A 23,617-nucleotide genomic window follows, 5' to 3' on the forward strand; every position below is an offset into this window, starting at 1 on the left:
CCGGACATCGACAACAAAGGAACCATCATGACAATGACAGCTGAGCAGGCCGCGTGGTTTGCCGGTACCTTCGACAAGCTTGTCGGCAATGTCGGCCAGGCTGTCCTCGGTAAGTCTCAGGTGGTCCGCCTGGTTCTGACCAGCATGCTTGCCGAGGGGCACGTGCTGCTCGAGGATGCGCCGGGAACCGGAAAGACCATGCTGGCCCGGTCCCTTGCAGCCACCGTGCAGGGAACCCATTCCAGGATCCAGTTCACGCCGGACCTCCTCCCATCCGATGTCACCGGCATCACGATCTATGACCAGAAGACCCAGGAATTCGAGTTCCACAAGGGGCCGATTTTCGCGAACATCGTGCTCGCGGATGAGATCAACCGTGCCTCCCCGAAGACGCAGTCGGCGCTGCTGGAAGTCATGGAAGAGTCGCGCGTGACAGTCGACGGCGTCAGCTACACCAACGAGCGTCCGTTCATGGTCATCGCCACCCAAAACCCCATCGAGCAGGCCGGCACCTACCGGCTGCCCGAAGCGCAGCTGGACAGGTTCCTCATCAAGACCGAGATTGGCTACCCGGACCACGCATCCACGGTGCAGCTGCTTGGGGGCTCCGCGACGCGTGACAGGTCCGCTGCGCTGAGTCCGATCATCACTACGCAGGCGATCAAGGACATGGCTGACCTCGGGGCTGAAACCCATGTTGACCCGGCGGTGCTCGAATACATCTCCCGTCTCACCGAAGAGACCCGCTCGGCACCTGAAACCAGGCTCGGTGTGAGCGTGCGCGGCGCGCTTGCAATGGTGCGCACAGCCAAGGTCTGGGCAGCCGGCCAGGGCAGGCATTACGTTCTGCCGGACGATGTGAAGGAACTCGCACCGTACGTCTGGACTCACAGGTTCGTCATGGATCCCGAAGCGGAATTCGCCGGTGCCACCGCTGAGGCGGTTCTACGCCGCGTCCTGGCCGACGTCTCAGCCCCGCAGCAGCGGGCGACCGCCTGACCCAGACAAATAGATGGTTACGAGTTCCGACACTGCAGAGAAGCGTTCGTCCCGACGACGGCGCGCCGCTGATCCAGCGCGCCCTCCGAAGGACTCATCCAGCTCACGAAGGGGCGGGAAGGCTGCACCGCGCAGGGCGCCGTCGTCGTCCAGGTTGCACCCGCGGTCGCTGAGCCGCGAAGCGTGGCAGCTCGCCGAAGCCGTTGTGGCGCCCACCGCACGTCGAGCCGTGGCAACTCTCAGCCGCTACTGTGGACCGGCACTCGGCGTAGTCAGTCCGCTTGGGTGGACCATGATGGCGACGGTGGTCTCGCTCTGGCTGTTCGGCAGCATCTTCGAGTGGCGGGAAGCGCTGATCGCAGCACTCCTTGGCACCATCCTCTTTGTCCTGGCTGTCGGTTTCATCATCGGGCGTTCGGCCTACGCCGTCGAACTCGACCTGACGCGCACACGGGTTGCCGTGGGGGACCGCGCCGTTGGAAGCGTTTCAGTCTCGAACAGTTCAAACAAGCCGCTGCTCCCCGCCTCACTAGAACTGCCGGTCGGAGCTGCAACAGCAATTTTCCACCTGCCGAGGCTGAAGCCGGGCCAACTGCACGAAGACCTCTTCACCATTCCCACCCAGCGGCGCGCCGTCATTGTGGTTGGACCGGTCCGTTCTGTGCGTGCAGACCCGCTGAGCCTGCTGCGACGGCAGGTTTTCTGGACCGAACCGACGGACCTCTATGTGCATCCGCGCACCACGCCGCTGGTCGGCTCCGCAGCGGGATTCATCAAGGACCTGGAAGGCCTTCCCACCAAGGAACTCTCCAGCGCCGACGTCTCCTTCCATGCTCTGCGTGACTACGTCCCGGGTGATGACCGCCGCCACATCCACTGGAAAACGACGGCGCGCACCGGGCAGCTCATGGTCCGCCAGTTCGAGGAGACCCGCCGCTCGCACCTCGCCGTTGCCCTCTCGACCAACACGCAGGAGTACTCCTCGGACCTCGAGTTTGAACTTGGGGTTTCGGTGGCCGGTTCGATCGGGCTGCAGGCTATTCGGGAACAGCGCAACCTCAGCGTACTCACCCAGGATGGCCCGCTCCGCTCCGAAACCGGGCGGAATCTGCTGGACGACATGACCCGCATCGAAGGCCGCAACCGGCGGGCAACCGCTGTCGACCTGGCGAGGACGACGGCGGACACCGTCCCGAACGCCTCTGTCGTGTTCTTCGTCGTGGGGCCGCAGGTGACGCCCTCACAGCTGCGTTCGGCAGCGGCCTCCGTACCGCCGGGCATCCGCTGCATCGCGATTCGTTGCGTGGCCGACCAGGAACAGGGCCGGGCAACCATCGGTGACCTGACCGTGCTCACGCTGAATAACTTGACCGACCTGGCGATGATCCTGAGAAAGGCCGCGGCATGAGCCGGCGCGCAGGACGCACCGCCCGTCCCTTGCCCGGGCGGATTCAGGCCCTCATTGATGTGGGTGCCCTGACGGTTCTCCTCGGCCTCGGCGTGCTTGGCTTCGGGCCTACCTTCGGAGGCGACCTGCGCTACCTCGCCGCAGGGTTCGGCGGGCTTGCGGTCGGACTCGGCACTGCGTGGTTTAGCGCCCGCTTCCGTTGGGGATTTTGGCCGACAGCAGGGGTGCTGCTGGCTGCCTACCTGATCCTTGGACACGCCCTTGCCGCACCGGCCGAATCATTCCTGGGTTTCCTGCCTACCCTTGAGTCGCTCCGGGTGCTGATTGTCGGCGTCGTCTTCTCCTGGAAGGACATCCTGACCGTTGCAGATCCGGTGGGTGTGAGCCGGGGGATGCTGGTGGTTCCGTTCCTTGCCGCGCTGATTGCTGCGGCAGTGGCCGGCGTGCTGGCCTGGCGGGTGCGAACGCCGTACTGGGTGCTGTTGCCGGTCATCGGTCTCTTTGTCGCGAGTATCGCGTTCGGTACCAACCGTGCGTCCCTCCCCGAAGTTCGCGGGATCCTGCTGGTTGTCGCTGCTGCTGCCTGGCTCGCTTACCGGCGGGATATCGCCCGCACCGATGACACCAATGCTCTCTCAGCGCATGTATCCGGCCAGGAATCGGACTCCGCAGCCTCAACCGTCCTCCGTTCGGGAAGGCTGCGCCGGCTGGGCCTCGGTGGGGCGGTCCTGGCACTCGCTACCATCCTGACCCTCGTGATCAGCCCGGTCCTTGCAGGAGGCAGCAACCGTGATGTGCTCCGCGATGTCGTGGAACCGCCGGTGGACCTGTTTGATTACCCCAGTCCGCTGACCAGCTTCCGCAAGTACGTCAAGGACCAGTCCGAAGAGACGCTCCTGACGGTCGATGGCCTTCCGAAGGGTGAGCGGATAAGACTGGCTGCCATGGATGCCTATGACGGCGTGGTCTACAACGTGAATCCGCAGGCCGCCGGCAACTTCGCCCGCGTGGGTGATGCGCAGCAGCTCGGCAACACGGACATCGCCGAGGAAGAGGGCACTGTGGCGACGCTCGATATCACCATCGAGGCATACAACGGCGTCTGGCTCCCCTCGGGCGGCGAACTGATCGGTATGGATCTTCAGGGACCAAGGGCCGACGAACTGAACCGCTCCCTCTATTACAACAACGACGCGCGTACTGCACTGTCAACGATTGGAGTGCAGTCCGGAGACACCTACAGTGTCAACGTGCTGTTCCCTGATGTGCCGCCCGATGAGATCCTCACGCAGTACGGCTTCGCGGACCTCAGCCTGCCGCGGGTACAGAACGAGCCGCCAGTGATCGCTTCGAAGGCCAGTGAGTACGTGGGGGAGGTGTCGGACCCGATCGAGCGCGCCCGACGCCTTGAGCAGGTCTTGAATTCCCAGGGCTTCTTCAGCAACGGCAAGGACGGGGAGGCGCCGTCGCTTCCCGGCCATGGCGCGGCCCGGATGCTCAACCTGCTCGACGCCGAACAGATGGTCGGCGACGACGAGCAGTACGCCGTGGCAATGGCCCTGATGGCACGCAAGCTCAACATTCCCGCACGCGTGGTCATGGGCTTTTATCCGGACTGGGACGAAATCGAAGATCCATCCGCGCCAATCGCCCTGACGGGTGAAGACGTGCACGCCTGGGTGGAAATTGCCTTCGACAACGCTGGTTGGGTGCCCTTCGACCCCACGCCGCCCGAAGATAATGAGCCGGTTCCGCCGCAGCAGCAGCCGCGATCCTCGCCAAAGCCCCAGGTGTTGCAGCCGCCCCCGCCGCCGCAGGAGCCGGCTGAGCTGCCGCCGGATTCGGCACCGGAACCACAGGATGCAGAGGACCGTACCGAGGACTTCTGGGACGACTGGGGGCCCTTGATCCGTGCTATCGCGCTGGCACTGATTCCACTGGGTGTACTGCTGTTGCCGCTGCTGCTGATTGCGCTGCTCAAGCTGCGTCGTCGTAAGCGTCGCGCGAACGACGGCGCGCCCTCCCAGCGTGTCGGGGGCGGGTGGAGTGAGGTCATGAGCCTGGCTACCGACCTCGGCGCCGAAACGAACTCCCGCGCAACCCGACGCGAAAGCGCGCGTGACCTCGGTGAAGTCTTCCCGGGTAGCGCCGGATCCACAACGCTGCTGGCTGAACGCGCTGACGCGAGCATCTTCGCCTCCGGAGAGCCCACCGAACGTGAGGTTGGGGAGTACTGGGGGGCAGTGGAATCATCGCTGGATGACATGCGCGGGTCTGTGGGCTGGTTCCGCCGCCAGCGCGCCAGGTTCTCACCGCGTTCGCTCATTCGTGAAGCGCGCTCGAAGATGGGCAGCGGCCCGAAGCCGAAACCGGCGAACGGACGACGGCGGAACCGATGAACAGTGCTGAGTTCGAGTGTCCGCGCTGCGCGTCCCAGGTTGCTGCCGGGACGGCGTACTGCGTCAGATGCGGCGCTGCTATTCCCAATCGGACCGGCAACGTCCGTACAGTTGATCCACCGGGCGGTGTGCGGGCGCACGGACGCGCTCCGGCGAATGGCGAGAGAGGAGAGCAGCGGACGATGGCTCAGCTCAACCTGAAGAACGGTTCCGCGGGAAAGCGGCTTGGAGCAAAGTTGCTGGACGGAATTCCTGCTGCGCTCATCAGCGGGATCGCCGTCGTGCTCGCCCTTCCACTCATCGGCTATGAGCAGATCTCGGCGGACACCGCGGTGCTCGACCTGGGGATGTTCTACGTTGTCTCCGGAATCGGCAGTGTGGTTGCACTCGGTTACTGGATTTTCTTGTGGGGGTGGGAAGCGAAAACCGGGAAGACACTCGGGAACCTGATGCTGGGTCTGCGCACCACCAACGAGGAGGGCTTCGCACCCGGTTGGCTTGCTGTGTTCCTGCGTAACCTGATCATCGGGTTGTCGGGGATCGTTCCGGTCATCGGGTTTGTGCTCATGATGGTGTCCAACCTGTTCGATTCCCCGGAGCAGCGTCAGGGTTGGTACGACAAAGCGGCGCGCACCCTGGTCTTCGATGTCCGTGCCGGGCGCAACCCGCTGGTCACCGGAGGAATAGGTGGGCCGGCCTCGTTCGCCCCACAGCCTGCGCCGCCGGCTGTGCGAGCCATTCCCTCGCCGGTCACCGGCCACGGGACGACGGGGCCCGAGGAAGCACCCACGAGCTCACCGCAGGAAACGTCTGCCTTCGCGTCTTCCGAATCGCTGCAGCGGGTCGAGCACGGGCAACGAGCCCAGCCCAGCCGTGCGAGTGAACCGGCCTCGGTTTCCTTTGCGCCGCCTGCACCTGCAGACCCGACAGCCGCGCCGGCTCCGCCTGCAGCAACCCCGCCAGAGGCGGCCCCGCCTGCAGCAGCGCTTTTGCCCGAGAAGATACCCACCGGCAGAACCGCTCCGCTACCGGAGAACGAACCCACGCATCCGGACCAGGAATCGGAAGAGACAGTGGTGACCCGGCGGTCAGGCGAGCGTGGGATACGCATCCAGCTCGACGACGGCCGCGACGTCCTGCTGCGCTCAACCGCGCTGATCGGGCGGAACCCTGCGGGAACTGACTGCGTTGAGCTCATCTCCGTGAAAGATGAGGGCAGGTCAGTATCGAAGACCCACCTGCACCTGCGCGTCGACGACGGCAGGTTGTGGGTAACGGACCGCAATTCCACCAACGGCAGCGCCATCACGGCTAAGGCTGGGGCTCGGATACCGTTACGCGGCGGCGAGCCGTATCTGGCGGAACCGGATTCAACGGTGCATTTCGGCGATCGCAGCTTTCGGGTGGAAAAGTCGTGAACGAACTGAATCAGGTAAAGGACTGGGACATTAAACTGAACGTCGGGTATGCGTCGGACCGCGGCCTCAAACGCGAACTCAACGAAGATTCGCTGATAGCGGCCGAACCCATTTTTGCGGTGGCGGACGGCATGGGCGGCCATGAAGCCGGCGAAGTGGCGTCGGGAATCTGCGTGCGGACGCTCGGTGAGAGCAGCATCATCGGCCAGCACGCACCGCAGTTTTCGGCAGCGGACCTTGAGGAACTGCTGCGTACCGCGGATGAGCAGATTCGGGCGGAAACGGGCGGCAGGGCAGGGACTACGCTGTCCGGCGTCGTTCTCGTCGAAGAATCGGGCATGCCGTACTGGCTCTTCTTCAATGTAGGGGATTCGCGGACCTACCGGCTGAGCCAGGGCAGGTTCGGCCAGATCTCCGTGGACCACTCCGAGGTGCAGGAACTGGTGGACCGCGGTCACATAACCGCCGCACAGGCTGCGGGGCACCCCCGCAGGCATGTCATCACCCGTGCGCTTGGCACCGGCGATGACTCCGAAGCGGACTACTGGCTGATGCCGGTGGAGGCCGGCGACCGCATCCTCATCTGCTCGGACGGCCTCAGCACAGAGGTTCCCGAGGAACGCATCTACGCGCTGCTCGGGTCGGTCACGGACCCGCAGCAGGCAGCAGACGCGCTGGTCCAGGAGACTCTGCGCTGCGGTGCGCGGGACAACGTGACCGTGGTGGTTGTGGATGCGCACGGCGTTGACGGCGACGCCGACCTGCACACGACGGCGCCCCGAAGCAACGGCGCACATGACGCAGAGGATTCCACCCTCCCGGGCTCCGACGGCAACTCGACCGGCACCGCCGTGACCGAGAAAGAGCCGCGATGAGCGCTGTCCGTTACACGCCGGGAGGGGACTGGCTCAGCGTGGTGCGTGGCGGCGTCGTCGTGCTCCTTCCCGCGACCACCGGGCAGGACGTGCTGGACAGGCTGTGGACGCAGCTGGGGGAGGATCCGGACCTGCAGACTATTCTGCCGATTGTGACGGGCGGGTTCGGTGCCGGTTTAGCGTCCATGCCGCCGTTCGGTCTGGTGTCGAACACCGGGCGGCAACACGTTCTCCTGCGTGGACCGTTGCGGCTGAGAACCGAAAGCGCCGACGGCGTGGTTGAGCTTTCCGGAGAGCACGTCACCACTTGGACTGAACGGATCATCGACGGTGGCGCAGACAGTTTCACGCTGAGCGCCGGTTCGTCCGAGGTCTCGTCAGAGGAAGACGGCCTGGTGTTGTTCCTTGAGTCGGGGATTGTGCGCGCTCAAGCCATCACCGGTGGTCCGGTAGAGGAAGGCGTCGGTTCGTCCGGCATTGATTCCCATCCTTCCGGCAGGAGCACCGGCCAGAATTCAGGCACGACGACGACGACGGCCGGCCGTCCCTCGCGGGATTCAACCCCGCGAGGGGTAAAGAGCGCACCAGCATCCGGGGACCGCCCGTCTGCGTCCGGTTGGGAGTCCGCGGACCCTGACCCGGAAACCGCCGGAACGGGGGCGCTCGAAGCGGAGGAATCCGCCACGATCAACCCGAGCCTGTACCTCACGGCCCACGATGATGAGCAACACGATGACGAGCAGCTCGAAACCGGAGACCGTACCGGTAGCGACACCCAGACCGGGTCTGGCGCAGTGTCCGCGCCGTCCGGAAGTCTGTCTGAGGGCTTGACTGGGGCAGAAGCTGACTCGGAACTATCCACGACAGGGTATGACCACCTGTGGGACCGCACGATTGTGCGCAGGGTGGAGGACGCCGCAGTGCGCTCATCCGATGAGGACGATCCTGACGGTGGCCCCGGGACGCTCGACTCGAATTCCACCGACGCTGGAACCGTCGCCGCACCTCAACCGACTGATGACGGCGCGGATTCACCGGCAGGTCCGGCCGCTCCGACTGCCGCACTACCCGCTGCCCAGCCGACGGTTCAAGGTGAGGGCGCGGCGTCGTCGTCAGGTGTTGGAGAGTCCGGAACCAGGGAACCTGACGCAGACCAGTCCGGAGCAGGCCAATCACCCCACGGAGGCAACGCTCCGGCCAGCGGACTCCTGATCGATTCGGTCCCGTGGGCGCGTCCCAAACCGGAGGAGAGCCCGCAGGCCCAGGAGATCCTGCCGCCGGCCCAGGAAGCCCCGCCGTCGGCCCGGGAAGTACTGCCGCCCACCGGCGGCGCGTCGAATGCCGGCGAGGATCCTGATCACGACGGCCAAACCGTGATGCGCAGCGACCTGCGTGACCAGACAAATACCGCACAGGCTCAAGCCCCGGACGTGCCGGAGACCCGCCCGGGCACCGGCCCGCTGGTCCTGGCCCGGCTGTGCGCCCAGGGGCATGCCAATCCGCCGGAGGCTTCGGCCTGCGGCGTGTGTTCGCAGGCGCTTGAGACGGATCCGCGCGAGGTGCACCGGCCCAGCCTCGGGATTATGCGCGTTTCCACGGGTGAGGTGGTCGAGCTGGACCAGTCGCTCATTATCGGACGGCAGCCGTCGGTGTCACGGGTGCAGGGCCGCGGCATGCCCAAACTGGTGCAGGTAACGAGTGCCGGCGGGGACATTTCACGTTCGCACGTCGAGGTCCGTCTGGACGGCTGGCACGTGCTGCTCTGCGATCTCAAAGCGACCAACGGCACGGTGCTGATCCGCTCGGGCCATCCGCCGCGCCGGCTGGGCGAGGGTGAGACAGCGTTCCTGCTCGATGGTGACGTTGCACAGCTGGGCGACGAAATCTTCCTACGATTCGAGGGGTTGCGATGAGTTCCAGGCGCGCTGCCGCTCCGCCGCCGCACATCCCGGGCTACCGGTACGCGAGCCTGCTGGGTTCGGGCGGCTTCTCGGACGTCTATCTCTATGAACAGGATCGGCCACGCCGCAAGGTCGCCGTCAAGGTGCTCGTCTCGGGACTGCTGACGGAGGGGGCACGTCGGGCATTCGAGTCTGAAGCGAACCTGATGGCACAGCTGTCCACCCACCCGTACATCGTCACGATCTACGAGGCGAACGTCACCGAGGACGGACATTCCTACCTCGCGATGGAGTACTGCTCCAGGCCGAGCCTTGACGTCCGCTACCGCCGCGGACGGCTCTCCCTCGCGGAGACGCTGACGATCGGTATCCAGGTGGCCTCCGCTGTCGAATCCGCACATCGGGCGGGGATAGTCCACCGCGATATCAAGCCAGCGAACATCCTCGTGACCGACTACAACAGGCCGGCGCTCACCGACTTCGGGATCTCCGGCACTACGGACGGCCCGGAGGACGAGGACCTCGGCATGTCCATCCCGTGGTCGCCACCCGAGGCCTTCCACGGTGGAAGCGTCGACGGTATCCGCATGGACGTGTGGTCCCTCGGCGCCACGGTGTACACGTTGCTCGCAGGCAGATCGCCCTTCGTGTTCCCGGGGATGGACAATGCACAGGGACAGCTCATGGACCGGATCGGGTCGATGCCGCTGGCGCGGATCGGCCGCGACGACGTGCCGGAGTCCCTCGAGCTCGCCCTCGCCACCGCCATGGCCAAGAATCCGGCCTCCCGTTACAACTCGGCGCACTCCTTCGCGCTGACCCTGCAGCGCATCCAGACCGAACTCGGTATCTCGGTCACTCCGTTCGAAGTCCTGGACGACACGGAGCACGTGGCGGAAGATGACGACGACGTCGAGGCGACCCGGGTACGCAAGGTCGTCTCGATCGATCCTGAGTCCTCGACCTTCGCACCCACCTTCCCGACGGCGGCCGGCACCGCGCCGGCAACCTCCCCGCGGCGGGACGTACCGCCGGTTGCACCGCCGTCGCCGGTTACCCAATCCAGGACCGAGTCTGCCGAACATGCGGAGGACGCGGCCTGGCGGGAACGGACCGTCCTTCGGGGCAGCGAACCGCTCGGCGACTCGGTCCGGATGGACACCACGGTCAACCGCCCGGCCTCCGCAGAGCCTGAAGCAGGAATAGCCGACGACGGCACCCCTGCCCGCAGGCGCGGTCCCCTTGTGGGGGTCCTGGTGGGGCTGGTACTGCTGGTCGCCGTCGTCGTCGGGGTTCTCGCCATTGTGAACGGCCAGCCGGAGGACGCACCGACCGTGGCGCCGCCCACCCAGGCTCCTGCGGACGCGCTCGCGGGTGTCGAGGGCGTGGTTCCTGTGCCTGTGGAGATCGCGGGGGTGGCGGCAGGAAATGAGGTCGTCTTCACCTGGACCAACCCCAGCCCGGAGGAGGGGGATGTCTACCGCTTCCGCACCGTGACCGTGCAGGATGAGGGTGAATGGGACCGGACGGTGCAGACTGAGGCGGAAGTGGTTGCAAATCCGGACGGTCCGACCTGCGTTGATGTACAAATAGTGCGGGCGAACGGTACGGCGTCGGAACCTGTTCGTGCCTGCTTGCCGGAATAAGGACCGAAGGGAAAACGCGTGGGGGAACTCGCAATAGATTTTTGCGGTGAATGGCATGAGCCGAGGGAAGGTGAACCCTTCAACATCGGCAGGGAAGGCGACCTCGAGGTCGACGACAACCCGTACCTGCACCGCAAGTTTCTGCAGATCGCACGCCAGAACGGCATCTGGTGGCTGAACAACGTGGGCACCATGCTGTCCGCTACCGTCGCGGATACAACCGGCGGCATGCAGGCGTGGGTGGCTCCCGGTGCCCGGATCCCGCTGGTTTTCGGCCAGACCAGGGTGGTGTTCACGGCCGGCCCCACAACGTATGAGTTCGATGTCCACCTGAAGACCCCTGCTTTCCGGCAGGAACGCCAGGTCGACGACGGGTCGGGCACCACCACGATCGGTCCGGTCCGCTTCACCGACTCACAGCGGGCGCTGATCGTGGCGCTGGCTGAGCCGATGCTGCGCCGTGAGGGAACCGGGTTCAGTTCCATTCCGTCATCGGCGGCCGCGGCCAAACGGCTGGGCTGGGCGCTGACCAGGTTCAACCGGAAGCTCGATAATGTGTGCGACAAACTGGACCGGGTCGGGGTTGTGGGGCTGCGCGGCGGCGGTGGAAAGCTGGCGACCAACCGCAGGGCGCGCCTTGTTGAGCACGCGGTGACTTCGCACATCGTCACGCCGGAGGATCTGCCCCTGCTCGAGACCATGAAGGGCAAGGCAGATGAGGACTAGGAAGTCTGTGGCGGGCACCCAGGCCCGTGACGTCGTCGTCGTTGGTTGGCGGGGAAGCCGCGTGGCCGGAAGCGGAACCGTATGAAGCTGCGCCTGACCCTTCGGCGCGATCCTGATCCTGCGAAGGACCTTGCCGTAACCGTCGACGGGCTCGCGACCGTCAGTGACGTCGCCCACGAACTGTACGTTGCCGATCCAGGCAGGGCTGGAGCTGAGCCGCCGGGGGAGTTGTCGCTGACCGTCGAGGAGTCCTACGTTGCAGGGGGTATGCGCGGACGGACGCTCAATCCTTCGGTGAGCCTGTTCGAATCGGGTCTGCGACCTGGATCGACCGTGACGATCAGCCGTGTCAGCGAGCAGTTCAATGTGCCAGGCCAGGATCGGGGACCGGCGGTCGCGACGCTGCGGGTGCTCTCGGGTCCCGACGCCGGCAAGGAGTTCTCGCTTCCCGCCGGTGCAAGCTACCTGGGCCGCGACCGCAACTCCGACATCCGGTTCGCGGACCCCATGATGTCCAAGCGGCATGCCCGGATCAACGTCGCGGACGGCATCGAGATCATCGACACGAACTCCGCGAACGGCCTCGTGATGGGCGGCAACCGGGTAGCGCGGACGCTCCTGACGTCAGCCGATGAGGTGACGCTCGGCGATACGACCATCGCGGTGGTGCCGCTGAGCCGAACCTACTCGGCCGACTCGACCAATCCGCTGGTGGAGTTCAACCGTTCGCCGCGGGTGGTGCGTGCCTTCGACGAGAAACCCAAGCAGGTGCCTGCCGGTCCGCGCCGGCCGAACCCGTTCCGCTTCCCGTACCTGATGCTGATCGCACCCGTCCTGATGGGCGCAATCATGTTCTCTATCACCCGCAGCCCCTACAGCCTGATCTTCGTGTTCATGATGCCGATGATCCTGACCGCCGCCTACCTGGACCAGCGGATGAACGCGAAGCGAACCTTCCGTGAGGCCGTCCAGCAGTTCCGGGACTCGATGGCGTTCTTCCGCACTGATATCGAGCGGACGCGCAAGGTGGAACGTGCGGTGCGGCACGCCGAAGCGCCGTCAGTGGCGGACACGGTGGACGCGATCTACAAGCTCGGACCGCTGCTCTGGACACACCGTCCGGAGCACGATCACTTCCTGAGCCTGCGGTTCGGAACGGGCAGCGCGCCATCACGGATCGAGATCAACGAACCCGCCGGCTCCGATACCCTTCCTGAGTTCTCGGAAGAGATCCGGGACGCTGTGGAGGACTACACCTACATCGACGACGTGCCGATCGTCGCGAGCCTCCGGCTCTCCGGTGCGCTGGGCGTGGCCGGTGCCCGGGGGGTGGTGGACGACGTCGCCCGCGGGCTGGTAATCCAGGCGATCGGCCTGCATTCACCGGCTGAGCTTGCTGTGGCATCGCTGACCTCCGTGCAGTCCAAGGAGCGCTGGGCCTGGTTGCAGTGGCTCCCGCACACCGGCTCCGTCCACAGTCCGCTTCCGGGGGATCATCTCGCTGCCGGTCCTGCGGCCGGCGGACTCCTGCTGTCCCGGCTTGAGGACCTGGTCTCCACGCGGTCCGCCAACCGTTCGGCGGTCGCGCTACGCGGGCGGCTTGATCCGGAAAAGGAGCAGAAGCTGCCGGTGCCGGTCACGCCGTCGGTGCTCGTGATCGTGGAAGATGACGTCACGGTTGACCGTGCAAGGCTGACCCGGCTCGCTGAGGCGGGGGCCGACGTGGGCGTCCACGTCCTGTGGATTGCGGGTTCCGTGGCAGCGTTGCCGGCGGCTTGCCGCGATTTCCTGTTCGTCGATTCGGACAGCGCCAACGTCAGCGGGCAGGTGCGGCTGGGTGATCTGACGACGCCGGTGAGCTGCGAGAGCGTCGACCTGGAGCTGGCCGGCCAGCTGGCACGGATGCTGACTCCCGTCGTCGACGTCGGAAAGCCTGTGGAGGATGACTCCGACCTGCCGCGCGCGGTGTCCTATGTGACCCTCGCGGGCCATGAACTGGTGGAGACCACGACGGCGGTCGCGGACCGCTGGACCGAGAACAACTCTGTGGCGTCCAAAGCGGTCCCGAACCGGAAGCACCAGGGGTCGCTGCGCGCCCTCGTGGGCTCCAAGGGCGTGGAACCGATGTACCTGGACCTGAAGACCGAGGGACCGCACGCGCTGGTCGGTGGAACCACAGGTGCGGGCAAATCCGAATTCCTGCAGTCCTGGGTGCTCGGGATGGCGGCCGCGTACAGTCCGGACCGGCTCACCTTCCTGTTCGTCGACTACAAGGGCGGTGCGGCCTTCGCTGACTGCGTGAAACTTCCGCACACCGTGGGACTGGTCACGGATCTTTCGCCCCACCTGGTGCGGAGGGCGCTGACCTCCCTGCGCGCCGAACTGCACTTCCGGGAACACCTGTTCAACCGGAAGAAGGCGAAGGACCTCCTCGCGATGGAGCGGGAAGCGGACCCGGAGGCGCCGCCGTCGCTCGTCATCGTTGTCGACGAGTTCGCGGCACTGGCGCGGGAAGTACCGGAGTTCGTGGACGGCGTCGTCGATATCGCCGCGCGTGGGCGTTCCCTCGGCCTGCACCTCATCCTCGCAACGCAGAGACCCTCGGGCGTGATCAAGGACAATCTGCGCGCCAACACGAACATGCGGATTGCGTTGCGCATGGCCGACACCGACGATTCGCAGGACATCCTCGGGACTCCGATGGCGGCGTTCTTCAGCCCGTCAATCCCCGGCCGCGGCGCGGCGAAGACCGGTCCCGGGCGGATCCAGAGTTTCCAGACCGGTTACGCCGGCGGGTGGACCACGCGGGAACCTGCACGGCCGCGGATCGACGTCGTCGAAATGGACTTCGGGTCCGGCAACCAGTGGGAGTCGGCGGCCGCAGAGGTTGTCGCCGAGCCCAGCGGCTTGAATGACATTGCCCGCATCGTCGGCAACGTTTCGCAGGCAGCAGTGGAACTTGGGATCAAGCCGCCGCGGAAACCGTGGCTAGCCGAGCTTGCTGAAGCGTACGACTACTCGAAGCTGCCCAACCCGCGGACGGACGAGGCGCTGCTTCTCGGAGTGGTGGATGACCCGGAGCATCAGGCACAGCCGACCGTGTTCTACCATCCCGACGTCGACGGGAACCTTGCGATCCTGGGTTCCGGAGGGTCGGGCAAGTCGACGGCGCTGCGTACGCTGGCGATCGGTTCGGCGGTGACAGTACGCGGTGGTCCGGTGCAGGTGTACGGGATCGACTGTGCCTCGAACGGGTTGCAGATGCTGGGCCAGTTACCGCATGTGGGGGCGGTCCTGGACGGTGAGGATTCCGAGCGGATCGGACGCCTCCTGCGCTATATCCGCGGCATCATCAACGAACGCTCGGACCGCTTTGCCGAAGTCAAAGCCGGAACGATCGCCGATTACCGGCGGCTGGCCGACCGGCCGGATGAACCCAGGATCCTGCTGCTGGTCGACGGAATCACCACGTTCCGTGAGACCTACGAGTTCAAGGGGCGTGACCGCCACTTCGAGCTGTTCCAGCAGATTGCCACTGACGGCCGACCCATGGGTGTCCACGTGGTGGTGACGGGGGAGCGCACCAACTCGCTGCCGCCGTCGTTGGCTTCTTCGATCAGCAGACGCATTGTCCTGCGGATGGCAGGCAGGGACGATTACTCCACGCTCGGTGTTCCGCGGGACGTGCTATCAAGCTCATCGCCTCCGGGACGTGGAATTCTCGATGGTCTCGAAGTACAGCTTGCGGTCTTTGGCGGCAACGCGAACCTCGAACTGCAGGCGCGCGAGGTCGAGCGGATGCGCGACGCAATGCTTCGGCAGGGTGTTCCGCAGGCACCGGGCGTGCTGAGTCTGCCCGAATCCATTGACCTGGACATCCTGCCCGCAGGAGATCCCGGGTCGGCGGTAATTGGTGTGGATGACTTCAACCTCGAACCCGCGGCCGTTGTTGGGACTGGCGCCTTTATGGTTTCGGGTCCGCCGGGATCCGGGCGCACCGTGGCGCTGGTGACGCTTGCTGCGGCGCTGCAGAAGTCATCACCCGGTACCAAGCGGATCTACTTCGGTGCCCGGAGGTCCACTGTTGCCTCACTGGGGCTCTGGGATGAGTCGTACGCTACTGCTGCGCTCGTGCAGCCGGAGCTGGCACGGCTGGCCGGACTCGCAGATGGTCCGGAAGGATCGGTGGCGTTCTTCATCGAGGGACTGACGGAGTTCACCGATTCCCTTGCTGAGCTGGAACTTTCATCGCTGGTGAAGGCTGCCGTGAAGGCCGGGCAATGGGTGGTCGGCGAAGCTGAAACATCCACCTGGTCGAGCGCATGGAACCTGTCTGGGCCTTTCAAGGCCGGGCGCCGGGGGCTGCTGCTCAACCCGAACGAGCTCGACGGCGACACCCTTCTCAACACGTCTCTGGGCCGGACGGCGGGCAACCGCTTCCTTCCGGGACGCGGGTACGTTATTGGCCGGGGGAAGGCCTACAAAGTGCAGGTAGCTACGACTATGGGCGGCGTGGATTGAGAATTCGGCTATCCGCTGCAGCATGGGGAGCGCTATCTGGGGAGGTCTCCTTGGGTAGCTGTCCCCATCGACACCCGTCGACGGGCTTGGATAGTTTGTAGTTAGTCGCCCGGTCGGAAAGACGGATCGGGCAGGGCATGGTTCGGAAACGCCGGACCGCCGCATACGAAAGGTGGGGACAATGAGCAACATCACGCATGGTAATAACCCGGAGCAGATGGGACAGCTGGCACAGCTGCTTACCCAGAAGTCCGAGGAACTGAACCAGACCGCCAACCAGCTGACCCAGCAGCTCGCCAACACGGGCTGGGTTGGTCCCGACTCGGAGCGTTTCCGTGGCGACTGGGAAACCCACCGTGCGCAGCTCAGCCAGATCGCTGCCCAGCTGCAGGAAGTCAGCTCAACGGTTCAGCGCAACCGTCAGGACCAGGAAGCCACCTCGAACAACTAGGGCGCTCGACGGACGGCCCGCAGCTTCTGGCTGTGGGCCGTTCTTCGTTTAACCGACCGGGTACTGCCGGGGCGTGGGGCTGTCCGCCCTGTTGGGTGTTAGTTGCCGGCAACGCTCAGAAAGTGTCGGACCTGTGGGGCAAGATAGGACCGTGGCCACAGTGAAACAGCAAGCTGATCAAAACCCCGAGGTGGAGCTTCCCGCGGAGGAGGTGCCGGATGATGCGCTCAAGGAGGAGTACGGCAGACTCGTCGAGGAAGTGCGCCGGCACCGGTTCGCCTACTACAACGAGAATGCACCCCTCGTTTCCGATGCGGAGTTCGATGAGCTTTTCCGGCGGCTCGAGCAGATCGAGGCCGAACATCCCGAGTTGATCTCCAATGATTCACCCACGCAGGAGGTGGGCGGCGATGTCTCTGCCGCCTTCACACCGGTCCAGCACCTGCAGCGCATGTACAGCCTGGAGGATGTGTTCTCTCGGGAAGAACTGGATGCCTGGGTTCGCCGGGCAGAGGCAAGCATCGAGTCTCAGCGCCCGGGAAGCAGCGTTACATGGCTGACTGAGCTGAAAATCGACGGGCTGGCGGTCAACCTCCTGTACCGCAATGGGGAGCTCGTCCGTGCCGCCACCAGGGGCGATGGCTCCACGGGTGAGGACATCACCCACAACGTACTCACCATCAGCAGCATTCCGCGCACGCTGAAGGGTTCCAGCCACCCCACCGAAGTGGAGATCCGGGGCGAGGTGTTCTTCCCTTCGAAGGAGTTTGCTCGGCTGAATGAGTCCATGGTGGAAGCAGGGAAGGCTCCTTTCGCCAATCCACGTAATGCTGCTGCGGGCTCGTTGCGCCAGAAGGATCCGGCGTTGACGGCGAAGCGGCCGCTCGACATGTACGTCCACGGGATTGGTGCCCGTGAGGGCCTGGACGCCGAGAGCCAGTCGGAAACCTACAAGCTTCTGGAGCAGTGGGGTCTTCCGGTTTCGCCATACTTCAAGGTGCTGGCCTCATATGGGGAGGTGGTGCAATTCATCGAGCACTACGGCGAGCATCGCCATGACCTGCTGCATGAGATAGACGGCATTGTCATCAAGGTGGATAGCTTTGCCTTACAACGCGCCCTCGGTCACACGTCGCGGGTGCCGCGCTGGTCGGTGGCTTATAAATACCCGCCGGAGGAGGTGAACACCAAACTCCTGGACATTCGGGTCAATGTCGGCAGGACCGGGAGGGTGACGCCCTACGGGATGATGACGCCGGTCAAGGTGGCAGGGTCCACCGTGGAGATGGCCACGCTGCACAACCAGGAGGTCGTCAAAGCCAAGGGCGTGTTGATCGGCGACATCGTGGTGTTGCGTAAGGCCGGCGATGTCATTCCGGAGATCGTTGGGCCGGTGGTGGCCCTTCGTTCGCAGCAGGATCCGCCACCGTACGAATTCGTGATGCCCACGGAGTGCCCTTCCTGCGGCACTCCCCTTGCTCCTGCGAAGGAGGGCGATGTCGATATCCGCTGTCCCAATGCCAAGTCGTGTCCGTCGCAGTTGCGGGAGCGGGTTTTCCATGTAGCGGGGCGTGGTGCGTTCGATATCGAGGCATTGGGTTGGGAAGCAGCCATTGCTTTGACCCAGCCGGCAGAGCCGCTAGTTCCGCCGTTGACCACTGAAGCGGATCTTTTCAGGCTTACTCCCGAGAAACTGGCTGACGTCCGGATTCTGAGGGACAAGAAAGTCAAGGGTGTGGTGGACGGCCAGGAACTGGTGCCGTACTTCTACAGCAGGGGCACAACAAAGAAGCCGTCTGAGCCCACAGCCAATACGCGAAAGCTATTTTTGGAGCTTGAGAAGGCAAAGTCGCAGCCGCTGTGGCGGGTGCTGGTTGCGCTCTCGATTCGTCACGTGGGTCCAACCGCGTCGCGTGCGCTGGCTACTGCATTTGGGTCGATGGAGCGGATTCGTTGTGCCGGTGCGGAAGAGCTCGCGAATGTTGATGGTGTCGGTCCCACTATCGCTGTAGCGCTGAAGGAATGGTTCGCTGAGGATTGGCACTGTGAAATCGTGGACCGCTGGGCGGCCGACGGCGTTCGCATGGCAGATGAGATCGATGAATCGATGCCGCGCACGCTGGAGGGATTGACCGTCGTCGTTACGGGCTCGCTGGAGGGCTTCAGCCGCGATGAGGCGAAGGAAGCCATCATTCAGCGTGGTGGAAAGGCTTCAGGGTCGGTCTCGAAGAACACCAGCTATGTGGTGGCAGGGGAGAACGCGGGTACCAAGTTGGACAAGGCGGAACAGTTGGGTTTGCCGATTCTCGATGAGGACGGTTTCAGGAAGCTGTTGGCGGAAGGACAGGTATGAGCACCAGTGCAAGTCCGGCGGAGTTGTTGCATGTGGCGTTACAGGCGGCTGAGGCCGGTGCGGCGGTATTGCGGAAGCGAAGCGTCGGTGAGTTGCAGGCGGAGAAGTTACAGGCTGAGAACAAGAGCTCGAACAGTGACTGGGTTACCGCGTTCGACACGGCGGCTGAGCGGGCAGTGCGGGATGTGATCTGGCGTTCCCGCCCTCACGATGCAATCACCGGTGAGGAATACGGAACCACTGTTCCGGAAGGATCGGCTTCCGGGATTCGCTGGTCTATTGACCCGCTGGATGGGACCACCAACTTCATCCGAAACATTGTCTATTACGCAACCTCTGTTGCTGCGGTTGCCGACGATGGCGAGTGGTTGGCCGGGGTGGTCCATGCGCCGGCCATCGATCGGGTCTATTGGGCTTCGAGAGACCAGGGTGCGTGGGTGCGTGAGCAGGGGACCGTTCGTCGTTTGGAAGGACCTGTTGAGGGCCGTTCCGGAACCATCGTCGGCACCGGCTTTGTCTACAATCCTGACCAGCGTGTGCAGCAGCTTGGCGAGTTGGGCCGCTTGTTGGAGGGCCACGGCGATATGCGCAGGATCGGTTCGGCCGCTCTGGATTTATGCATGGTGGCGGATGGAACCCTTGATGCCTACCTGGAGCGTGGGCTCAATGAACACGATTGGGCGGCGGGTGCGTTGATCGCTGAGGAGGCGGGAGTGGTGGTTCGTCGGCCCTCGTTGTCCTCGGTTCTGGATGGCGGTCCGGATGAGCAGGAGCGTTTCGGCGCCTTCACGGTGGCGGGTCCGCGGGAGCTTATTGTGTTGGCTGAGCGATTGGAGAGTTCTCTATGACTGTGAGCTGGCAGAAGGTGTTTTCGACTCTTGCCGCGGAGCGTTTCCGTGAGCTGTATGCCAAGGCGGTTCTCGGACTGGAGATGGGCGCATCGCCGAAGGAGCGGTCCAAACTGGTCACCGCCGGTCTGCTTTTGGAGGGCGGGTCCGTGAACGATGGGCTGTTCAAGGACGTGCTTGGTGCTGCGGCAGGACCTCGGCCACAGGGGGTGGACAGGTTCTTTCGGGAGGGACGGCTGGATGGATTTCCAGCGAATCCAGCGGATCGGGAGGCGGTCCTTGAACATCTTGCCGACCGGTTATTTCCTGATCAGCGGGAACTCGATGAACCGCTGGTGAACAGGCTCGTCGGCACGGTCACGCGAGACATTCCGACCCTTCGGCGGGCGCTGGTTGATTACGGATACCTGGAGCGGAATCCGGACGGGACCGGATACCGGCGCGTGCTGGAGGAGTGACCGGGGGAGCAGCTAGCGTCACCCGGGTGCATGCTCGTGTCCGGCTTTTGCAGGCACTTCTCCGCGTTTATGAGTGCACTCGCTGTTCATGCGCACCCGCGTTCGGATGCGTGGGGGCACGTGTTCACCGACCTCTTGTTCCTCAGCTGAGGGTCCAGTAGTGGTTGCGTCGGGGGTGTTGTTGGGGGTCGAGTTGTTGGGGTGGGATGAACCAGGGGAGTCGGTCGTGTACTTGGATGGTCCAGTCGCCTTGGTGGATTAGGTGATGATGGTGGCTACAGAGCAGTACGCCGTTGTCGGTGGTGGTGGTTCCGCCTTCTGACCAGGGTTGGATGTGGTGTGCTTCGGTCCAGTGGCTTGGCATGTGGCAGCCGGGGAAGGCGCAACCTTTGTCACGGGCGTGAAGTGCTTTGCGCTGCTTGACGGTGAAGAGTCGTTGGGCGCGGCCCAGGTCAAGGATCTCGTTGGTCCCGCCGAGCACGATGGGGATGATGTCGGCATCACAGGCGAGTTTCCGGACGGTTCGGGCGTTGATGGGTCCGGTGAACGCGAAGGACGCCCCATCGGTAATCGCGTTCGGTCGATTGTCTGTGTCGTGGGCATGGTGACGGCTGTTTAGCCCGTTGGTGGGGTCGGGGGTGGCACCGTTTTCGGCTACTTCCCGCAGGAGGCTTTTGTAGTCGATGGTGACCAGGAGTTGTGGTCGGTGCCCTCCGGTTGCCGGCAGCTGGTCGGTGGCCAGTGCTATCTGGCAGGCGCCGATGAGCCCGTCGAGGAGTAGTTGGGCTCGGGTCCGGGTTTCGAAGGTTTCCTCACGCTCGCGGACCGGTGCGGAGGAGACGCCAGCGGCGCCATCATTACCGCCGGGTTGTGTGCGGGGGTTGGTGGTGGTGTTCATGACGGTGGTGAGGTATTCGTATTGTTCGTCGGTGGCTGCGATGTCCAACAGGTGTAGTCCGCGTTTCTTGCCGCGGAGGAACACGCCTTGGCGTGCGGTGAGTTCCTTGTCGGTGGGTTCTGGTCCGTCGGGGTCCAGGTGTGCTTCCCAGCGGCGGATCAGCCGGGTAAGGAAGTCCGGGTCATAGGTGGTGGCGCTAGCGGTGAGTTGAGCTTCCATGGTCTCCAGCACGGTGGGTTCAGCAACGAAGCGGGCCCGGTCCAGTGCGGTGGCGATCAGGGTTGCTGACCGGCCGGAGACCTTGCTGCCAGAGACGTCCCCGGCAGAGATGTTACTTCCGGAGATGTTACTGGGGGAGGTCTTATTGGGGGAGACGGCTGCTGCGAGGTGTTCCAGGGGTGCCGGGAGGGTGTCGCCGGTGAGGGTGATGCGGGGTAGGAGTTTGGCGCCGAGGCGGAGTCTGCGGGTGGCTTCGCTGCGGCTGATCCGTAGCCGGTCCTGCAGGTACTCCGCGGTGCACCGATACACCGAGCGCCTACCCTGAGCGGTGTTCAAGCCGGGAGTGTTGAAGCCGGGTGTGTTGACGTCCGGAGTGTTCACGTGGGAGGTGTTGAAGACGAATCCGGCACCACCGGTGGAGGGGTTTCCTTCGGCGGGCCGTCCTCCTGCGGCGGCGTTGCTGCGATCCACCGCAGTAGCGGCGGCGACTTGGAGGTACTCCACGGTCCGGGATAGTTCCTCGATCCCGGCGAGATGCTCGCCCAATTCAGCCTGGCCCATCCCGATGAAGTCCTCAGTGAACCCGGCTGCGAACGAGGCGACCAGCCGGTTCAACTCCGCAACGTCGATCTCCGAACCATTGGGCTCAGCAACATGATGCCCCGAACCGCTCCGTGGGCCACCGATTTCCGATACAGAGCCAGAGCGCTCATCACCGACGTCGGGGGTGTCGATGACCGCGGCTAAGCTCATACCTAATTGTATTCGAAAACATATACGAATGGAAGAGCTTGTGGGAAACGCCTGCACCGCTATCCCATGAGCCGCCTACGCAATTCGGCAACAGCGAGAGCTGTCCGGGAAGCGTGCCCAGTCCTTGCGAGGATCTCCGAAACGTGAACCGCAACGGTTCGCTCAGAGATACCAAGCGTCTCCGAAATGTTCCTGTTGCTCGCACCCTCAAGGATGAACTCCAGGATTTGAGCCTGCCGTGTGCTGAGCGCCGGAGGCTGGGAAACTTCCGTGATGCTGAGCTGGCGGAGTTCGTCGCGCAGTCTCCCGGGCCACCGATCAACGAGCCGTTGCCCTTCTGTCAGGGCAAGGACGGCCGCGGTATGTCTACCCTCACGTCGATACGCGCGGACGAGCTGAACTTGCAAAGTCGCCCGCCAGATGGCGTTTCGGCAGCCAATGCGGTCGCCTACGGCAACAAGCTCGCCGGAGGACGCGTCAACTCCCGAATGATCCTTCAAGACCGCCTGCGCATAAGCCTTCGCCGCCGGGCACAGATTATCTACGGCACCGCCGGGAATCACGCGATCAAGGAAGCGCACGACGACGGCGGCGTCCGTCCCTGCGGTGAGTGCAACTTCGGCTGCTTCCCAGGCACGCCCGGCCCGTTGAGCATGGCTGGTGGGGCTCATGCAATTCCCGTACTCGTTCAATGCATGCTCGGCACTTCCCCCGGACGCCGCCGCTGCAATCACACCACCGAGATAGGCGTAGACCCGCACCCAGATGACGTCGATCGCCGTGGATTCGGACATGGCGCGCCGGCCCCACCTCGCCGCTTCAGCCGCAAGCCCACGGGCAAAGGCGAACTGGGCCAGTTTCGCAGCGATCGCCACCCGCTCACTGCGGCTCGCCTCGGTTGCTATGTGTCCGGTTCCGATGGCCCAGCCGCGCTCCCAATCGCCCGTTCGCGCAGCGAGGTCCATTCCTTGCCGGGCAATCGAGAGTAGTGACTTCCCTCCGAACAGTCGTGCACGGGCATGAGCCCGATCGTAGAGAGACCATGCTTCAGCGTCAGACAGGTTCTCCTGTCCAAGTAGAGCCACCAGGGAGTTGTTGATTGCGCGGGTTCGAGCTGCCGCTCCCAGATCGGTTGCGGGGTGCGAGAGACGATCAAGCTCTGCGATCTGACCTTCGTCGGGATTAGGTCGGGTCGCTGAACAGCTTGCGAGTGTTACAGCTGAATCATCCCGTGCACGTGCTGCCAACGCATCGCCAAGACCCGAGGCACGCGCCATCGCCATCGCCGTCTCCGCCGAAGCGATCGACTCTTCATAACGCTCAGCCCGGAGTTCAGCCGCGGCACGGGCAGTTGTTACCAGGAGCTCCGCGACCGGGCTGGCGGCGATGTGGCGCGCGTCGGTCAACAGCGTCCACGTTTCCGATACATGCCCCTCAAGCCACGCCAATTGGCTGAGGACGATCATTGCCCTGACCCGCGCCAGGGAGTGCTCCCCCGAGCCGACGGCATTCTGCGCCCGGGCAAGGGAATCGGCATACCGCCGCGCGTCGTCGTAATTTCCCATTGCGGCCGACGCCTCAACGGCGATCGCGAGAGCCTGCGGACAGGTCTTTAGCAAAGGGCCGAGAAGGTTGAGAGCAGCCTCAGGCTCACCGCCGTCGGCCAGTCTCTCAGCACGCGTAAGGAGTTCCGCTGGAAGGACAGCTATGGACACCCGCCAAGCATAGTCATTTTTTACTAGGA

Annotated in this window: 15 protein-coding genes; 13 read left to right on the top strand and 2 right to left on the bottom strand. The window is 64.4% G+C overall.

Going from position 1 to position 23,617, the window contains the following annotated elements:
- The first annotated feature begins 27 nt into the window (after positions 1-27).
- The 13 genes from BJ994_RS04495 (at position 28) to BJ994_RS04555 (ending at position 20,003) form a co-directional block, all read left to right on the top strand.
- Positions 28-999, top strand: coding sequence for an AAA family ATPase (locus BJ994_RS04495; RefSeq protein WP_167991905.1), 972 nt, complete (start codon positions 28-30; stop codon positions 997-999).
- 13 nt (positions 1,000-1,012) lie between these two features.
- Positions 1,013-2,407: a DUF58 domain-containing protein gene (locus tag BJ994_RS04500; protein ID WP_167991910.1), complete on the top strand. Its 1,395-nt coding sequence runs from the start codon at positions 1,013-1,015 to the stop codon at positions 2,405-2,407.
- Positions 2,404-4,806 (top strand): transglutaminase-like domain-containing protein, encoded by a 2,403-nt coding sequence (locus BJ994_RS04505; RefSeq protein WP_167991912.1) that lies wholly within the window; start codon positions 2,404-2,406, stop codon positions 4,804-4,806. Before BJ994_RS04500 ends, BJ994_RS04505 begins: the two co-directional genes overlap by 4 nt.
- A gap of 182 nt (positions 4,807-4,988) precedes the next feature.
- On the top strand, positions 4,989-6,224 hold the full coding sequence (locus tag BJ994_RS04510) for an RDD family protein (RefSeq protein WP_167991915.1): 1,236 nt from the start codon (positions 4,989-4,991) through the stop codon (positions 6,222-6,224).
- The gene (locus BJ994_RS04515; RefSeq protein WP_167991918.1) at positions 6,221-7,099 is read left to right on the top strand and encodes a protein phosphatase 2C domain-containing protein; all 879 of its coding nucleotides are present in this window, start codon (positions 6,221-6,223) and stop codon (positions 7,097-7,099) included. The genes BJ994_RS04510 and BJ994_RS04515 overlap by 4 nt, the downstream gene beginning before the upstream one ends.
- Positions 7,096-9,012, top strand: coding sequence for a hypothetical protein (locus tag BJ994_RS04520; protein WP_167991920.1), 1,917 nt, complete (start codon positions 7,096-7,098; stop codon positions 9,010-9,012). Before BJ994_RS04515 ends, BJ994_RS04520 begins: the two co-directional genes overlap by 4 nt.
- A complete protein-coding gene (locus BJ994_RS04525) occupies positions 9,009-10,646 on the top strand; it encodes a serine/threonine-protein kinase (protein WP_167991923.1) in 1,638 nt (545 codons plus the stop codon). The genes BJ994_RS04520 and BJ994_RS04525 overlap by 4 nt, the downstream gene beginning before the upstream one ends.
- An 18-nt stretch (positions 10,647-10,664) precedes the next feature.
- The gene (locus tag BJ994_RS04530) at positions 10,665-11,372 is read left to right on the top strand and encodes a flagellar basal body rod protein FlgC (RefSeq protein WP_167991926.1); all 708 of its coding nucleotides are present in this window, start codon (positions 10,665-10,667) and stop codon (positions 11,370-11,372) included.
- Between the two features lie 81 nt (positions 11,373-11,453).
- A complete protein-coding gene (locus BJ994_RS04535) occupies positions 11,454-15,893 on the top strand; it encodes a type VII secretion EssC family protein (protein ID WP_167991929.1) in 4,440 nt (1,479 codons plus the stop codon).
- A gap of 181 nt (positions 15,894-16,074) precedes the next feature.
- The gene (locus BJ994_RS04540) at positions 16,075-16,344 is read left to right on the top strand and encodes a WXG100 family type VII secretion target (RefSeq protein WP_167991931.1); all 270 of its coding nucleotides are present in this window, start codon (positions 16,075-16,077) and stop codon (positions 16,342-16,344) included.
- A 160-nt stretch (positions 16,345-16,504) separates the two neighbouring features.
- Entirely contained in the window at positions 16,505-18,697 is a 2,193-nt protein-coding gene (gene ligA, locus BJ994_RS04545) for an NAD-dependent DNA ligase LigA (RefSeq protein ID WP_342450283.1), read from the top strand.
- The gene (locus BJ994_RS04550; RefSeq protein WP_167991935.1) at positions 18,694-19,545 is read left to right on the top strand and encodes an inositol monophosphatase family protein; all 852 of its coding nucleotides are present in this window, start codon (positions 18,694-18,696) and stop codon (positions 19,543-19,545) included. Before ligA ends, BJ994_RS04550 begins: the two co-directional genes overlap by 4 nt.
- Entirely contained in the window at positions 19,542-20,003 is a 462-nt protein-coding gene (locus tag BJ994_RS04555; RefSeq protein WP_209066601.1) for a DUF2087 domain-containing protein, read from the top strand. Before BJ994_RS04550 ends, BJ994_RS04555 begins: the two co-directional genes overlap by 4 nt.
- A gap of 142 nt (positions 20,004-20,145) precedes the next feature.
- Here the strand turns inward: BJ994_RS04555 and BJ994_RS04560 are convergent, their stop codons facing one another.
- Together BJ994_RS04560 and BJ994_RS18395 are read right to left on the bottom strand one after the other, a co-directional pair.
- Positions 20,146-21,873, bottom strand: a complete 1,728-nt coding sequence (locus BJ994_RS04560; protein ID WP_167991939.1) for an HNH endonuclease signature motif containing protein — start codon at positions 21,871-21,873, stop codon at positions 20,146-20,148.
- A gap of 59 nt (positions 21,874-21,932) precedes the next feature.
- The gene (locus BJ994_RS18395) at positions 21,933-23,588 is read right to left on the bottom strand and encodes a LuxR C-terminal-related transcriptional regulator (RefSeq protein ID WP_167991942.1); all 1,656 of its coding nucleotides are present in this window, start codon (positions 23,586-23,588) and stop codon (positions 21,933-21,935) included.
- Between the last annotated feature and the right edge of the window lie 29 nt (positions 23,589-23,617).

The organism is Arthrobacter pigmenti (assembly GCF_011927905.1).
GTDB classification, from domain to species: Bacteria; Actinomycetota; Actinomycetes; order Actinomycetales; family Micrococcaceae; genus Arthrobacter_D; species Arthrobacter_D pigmenti.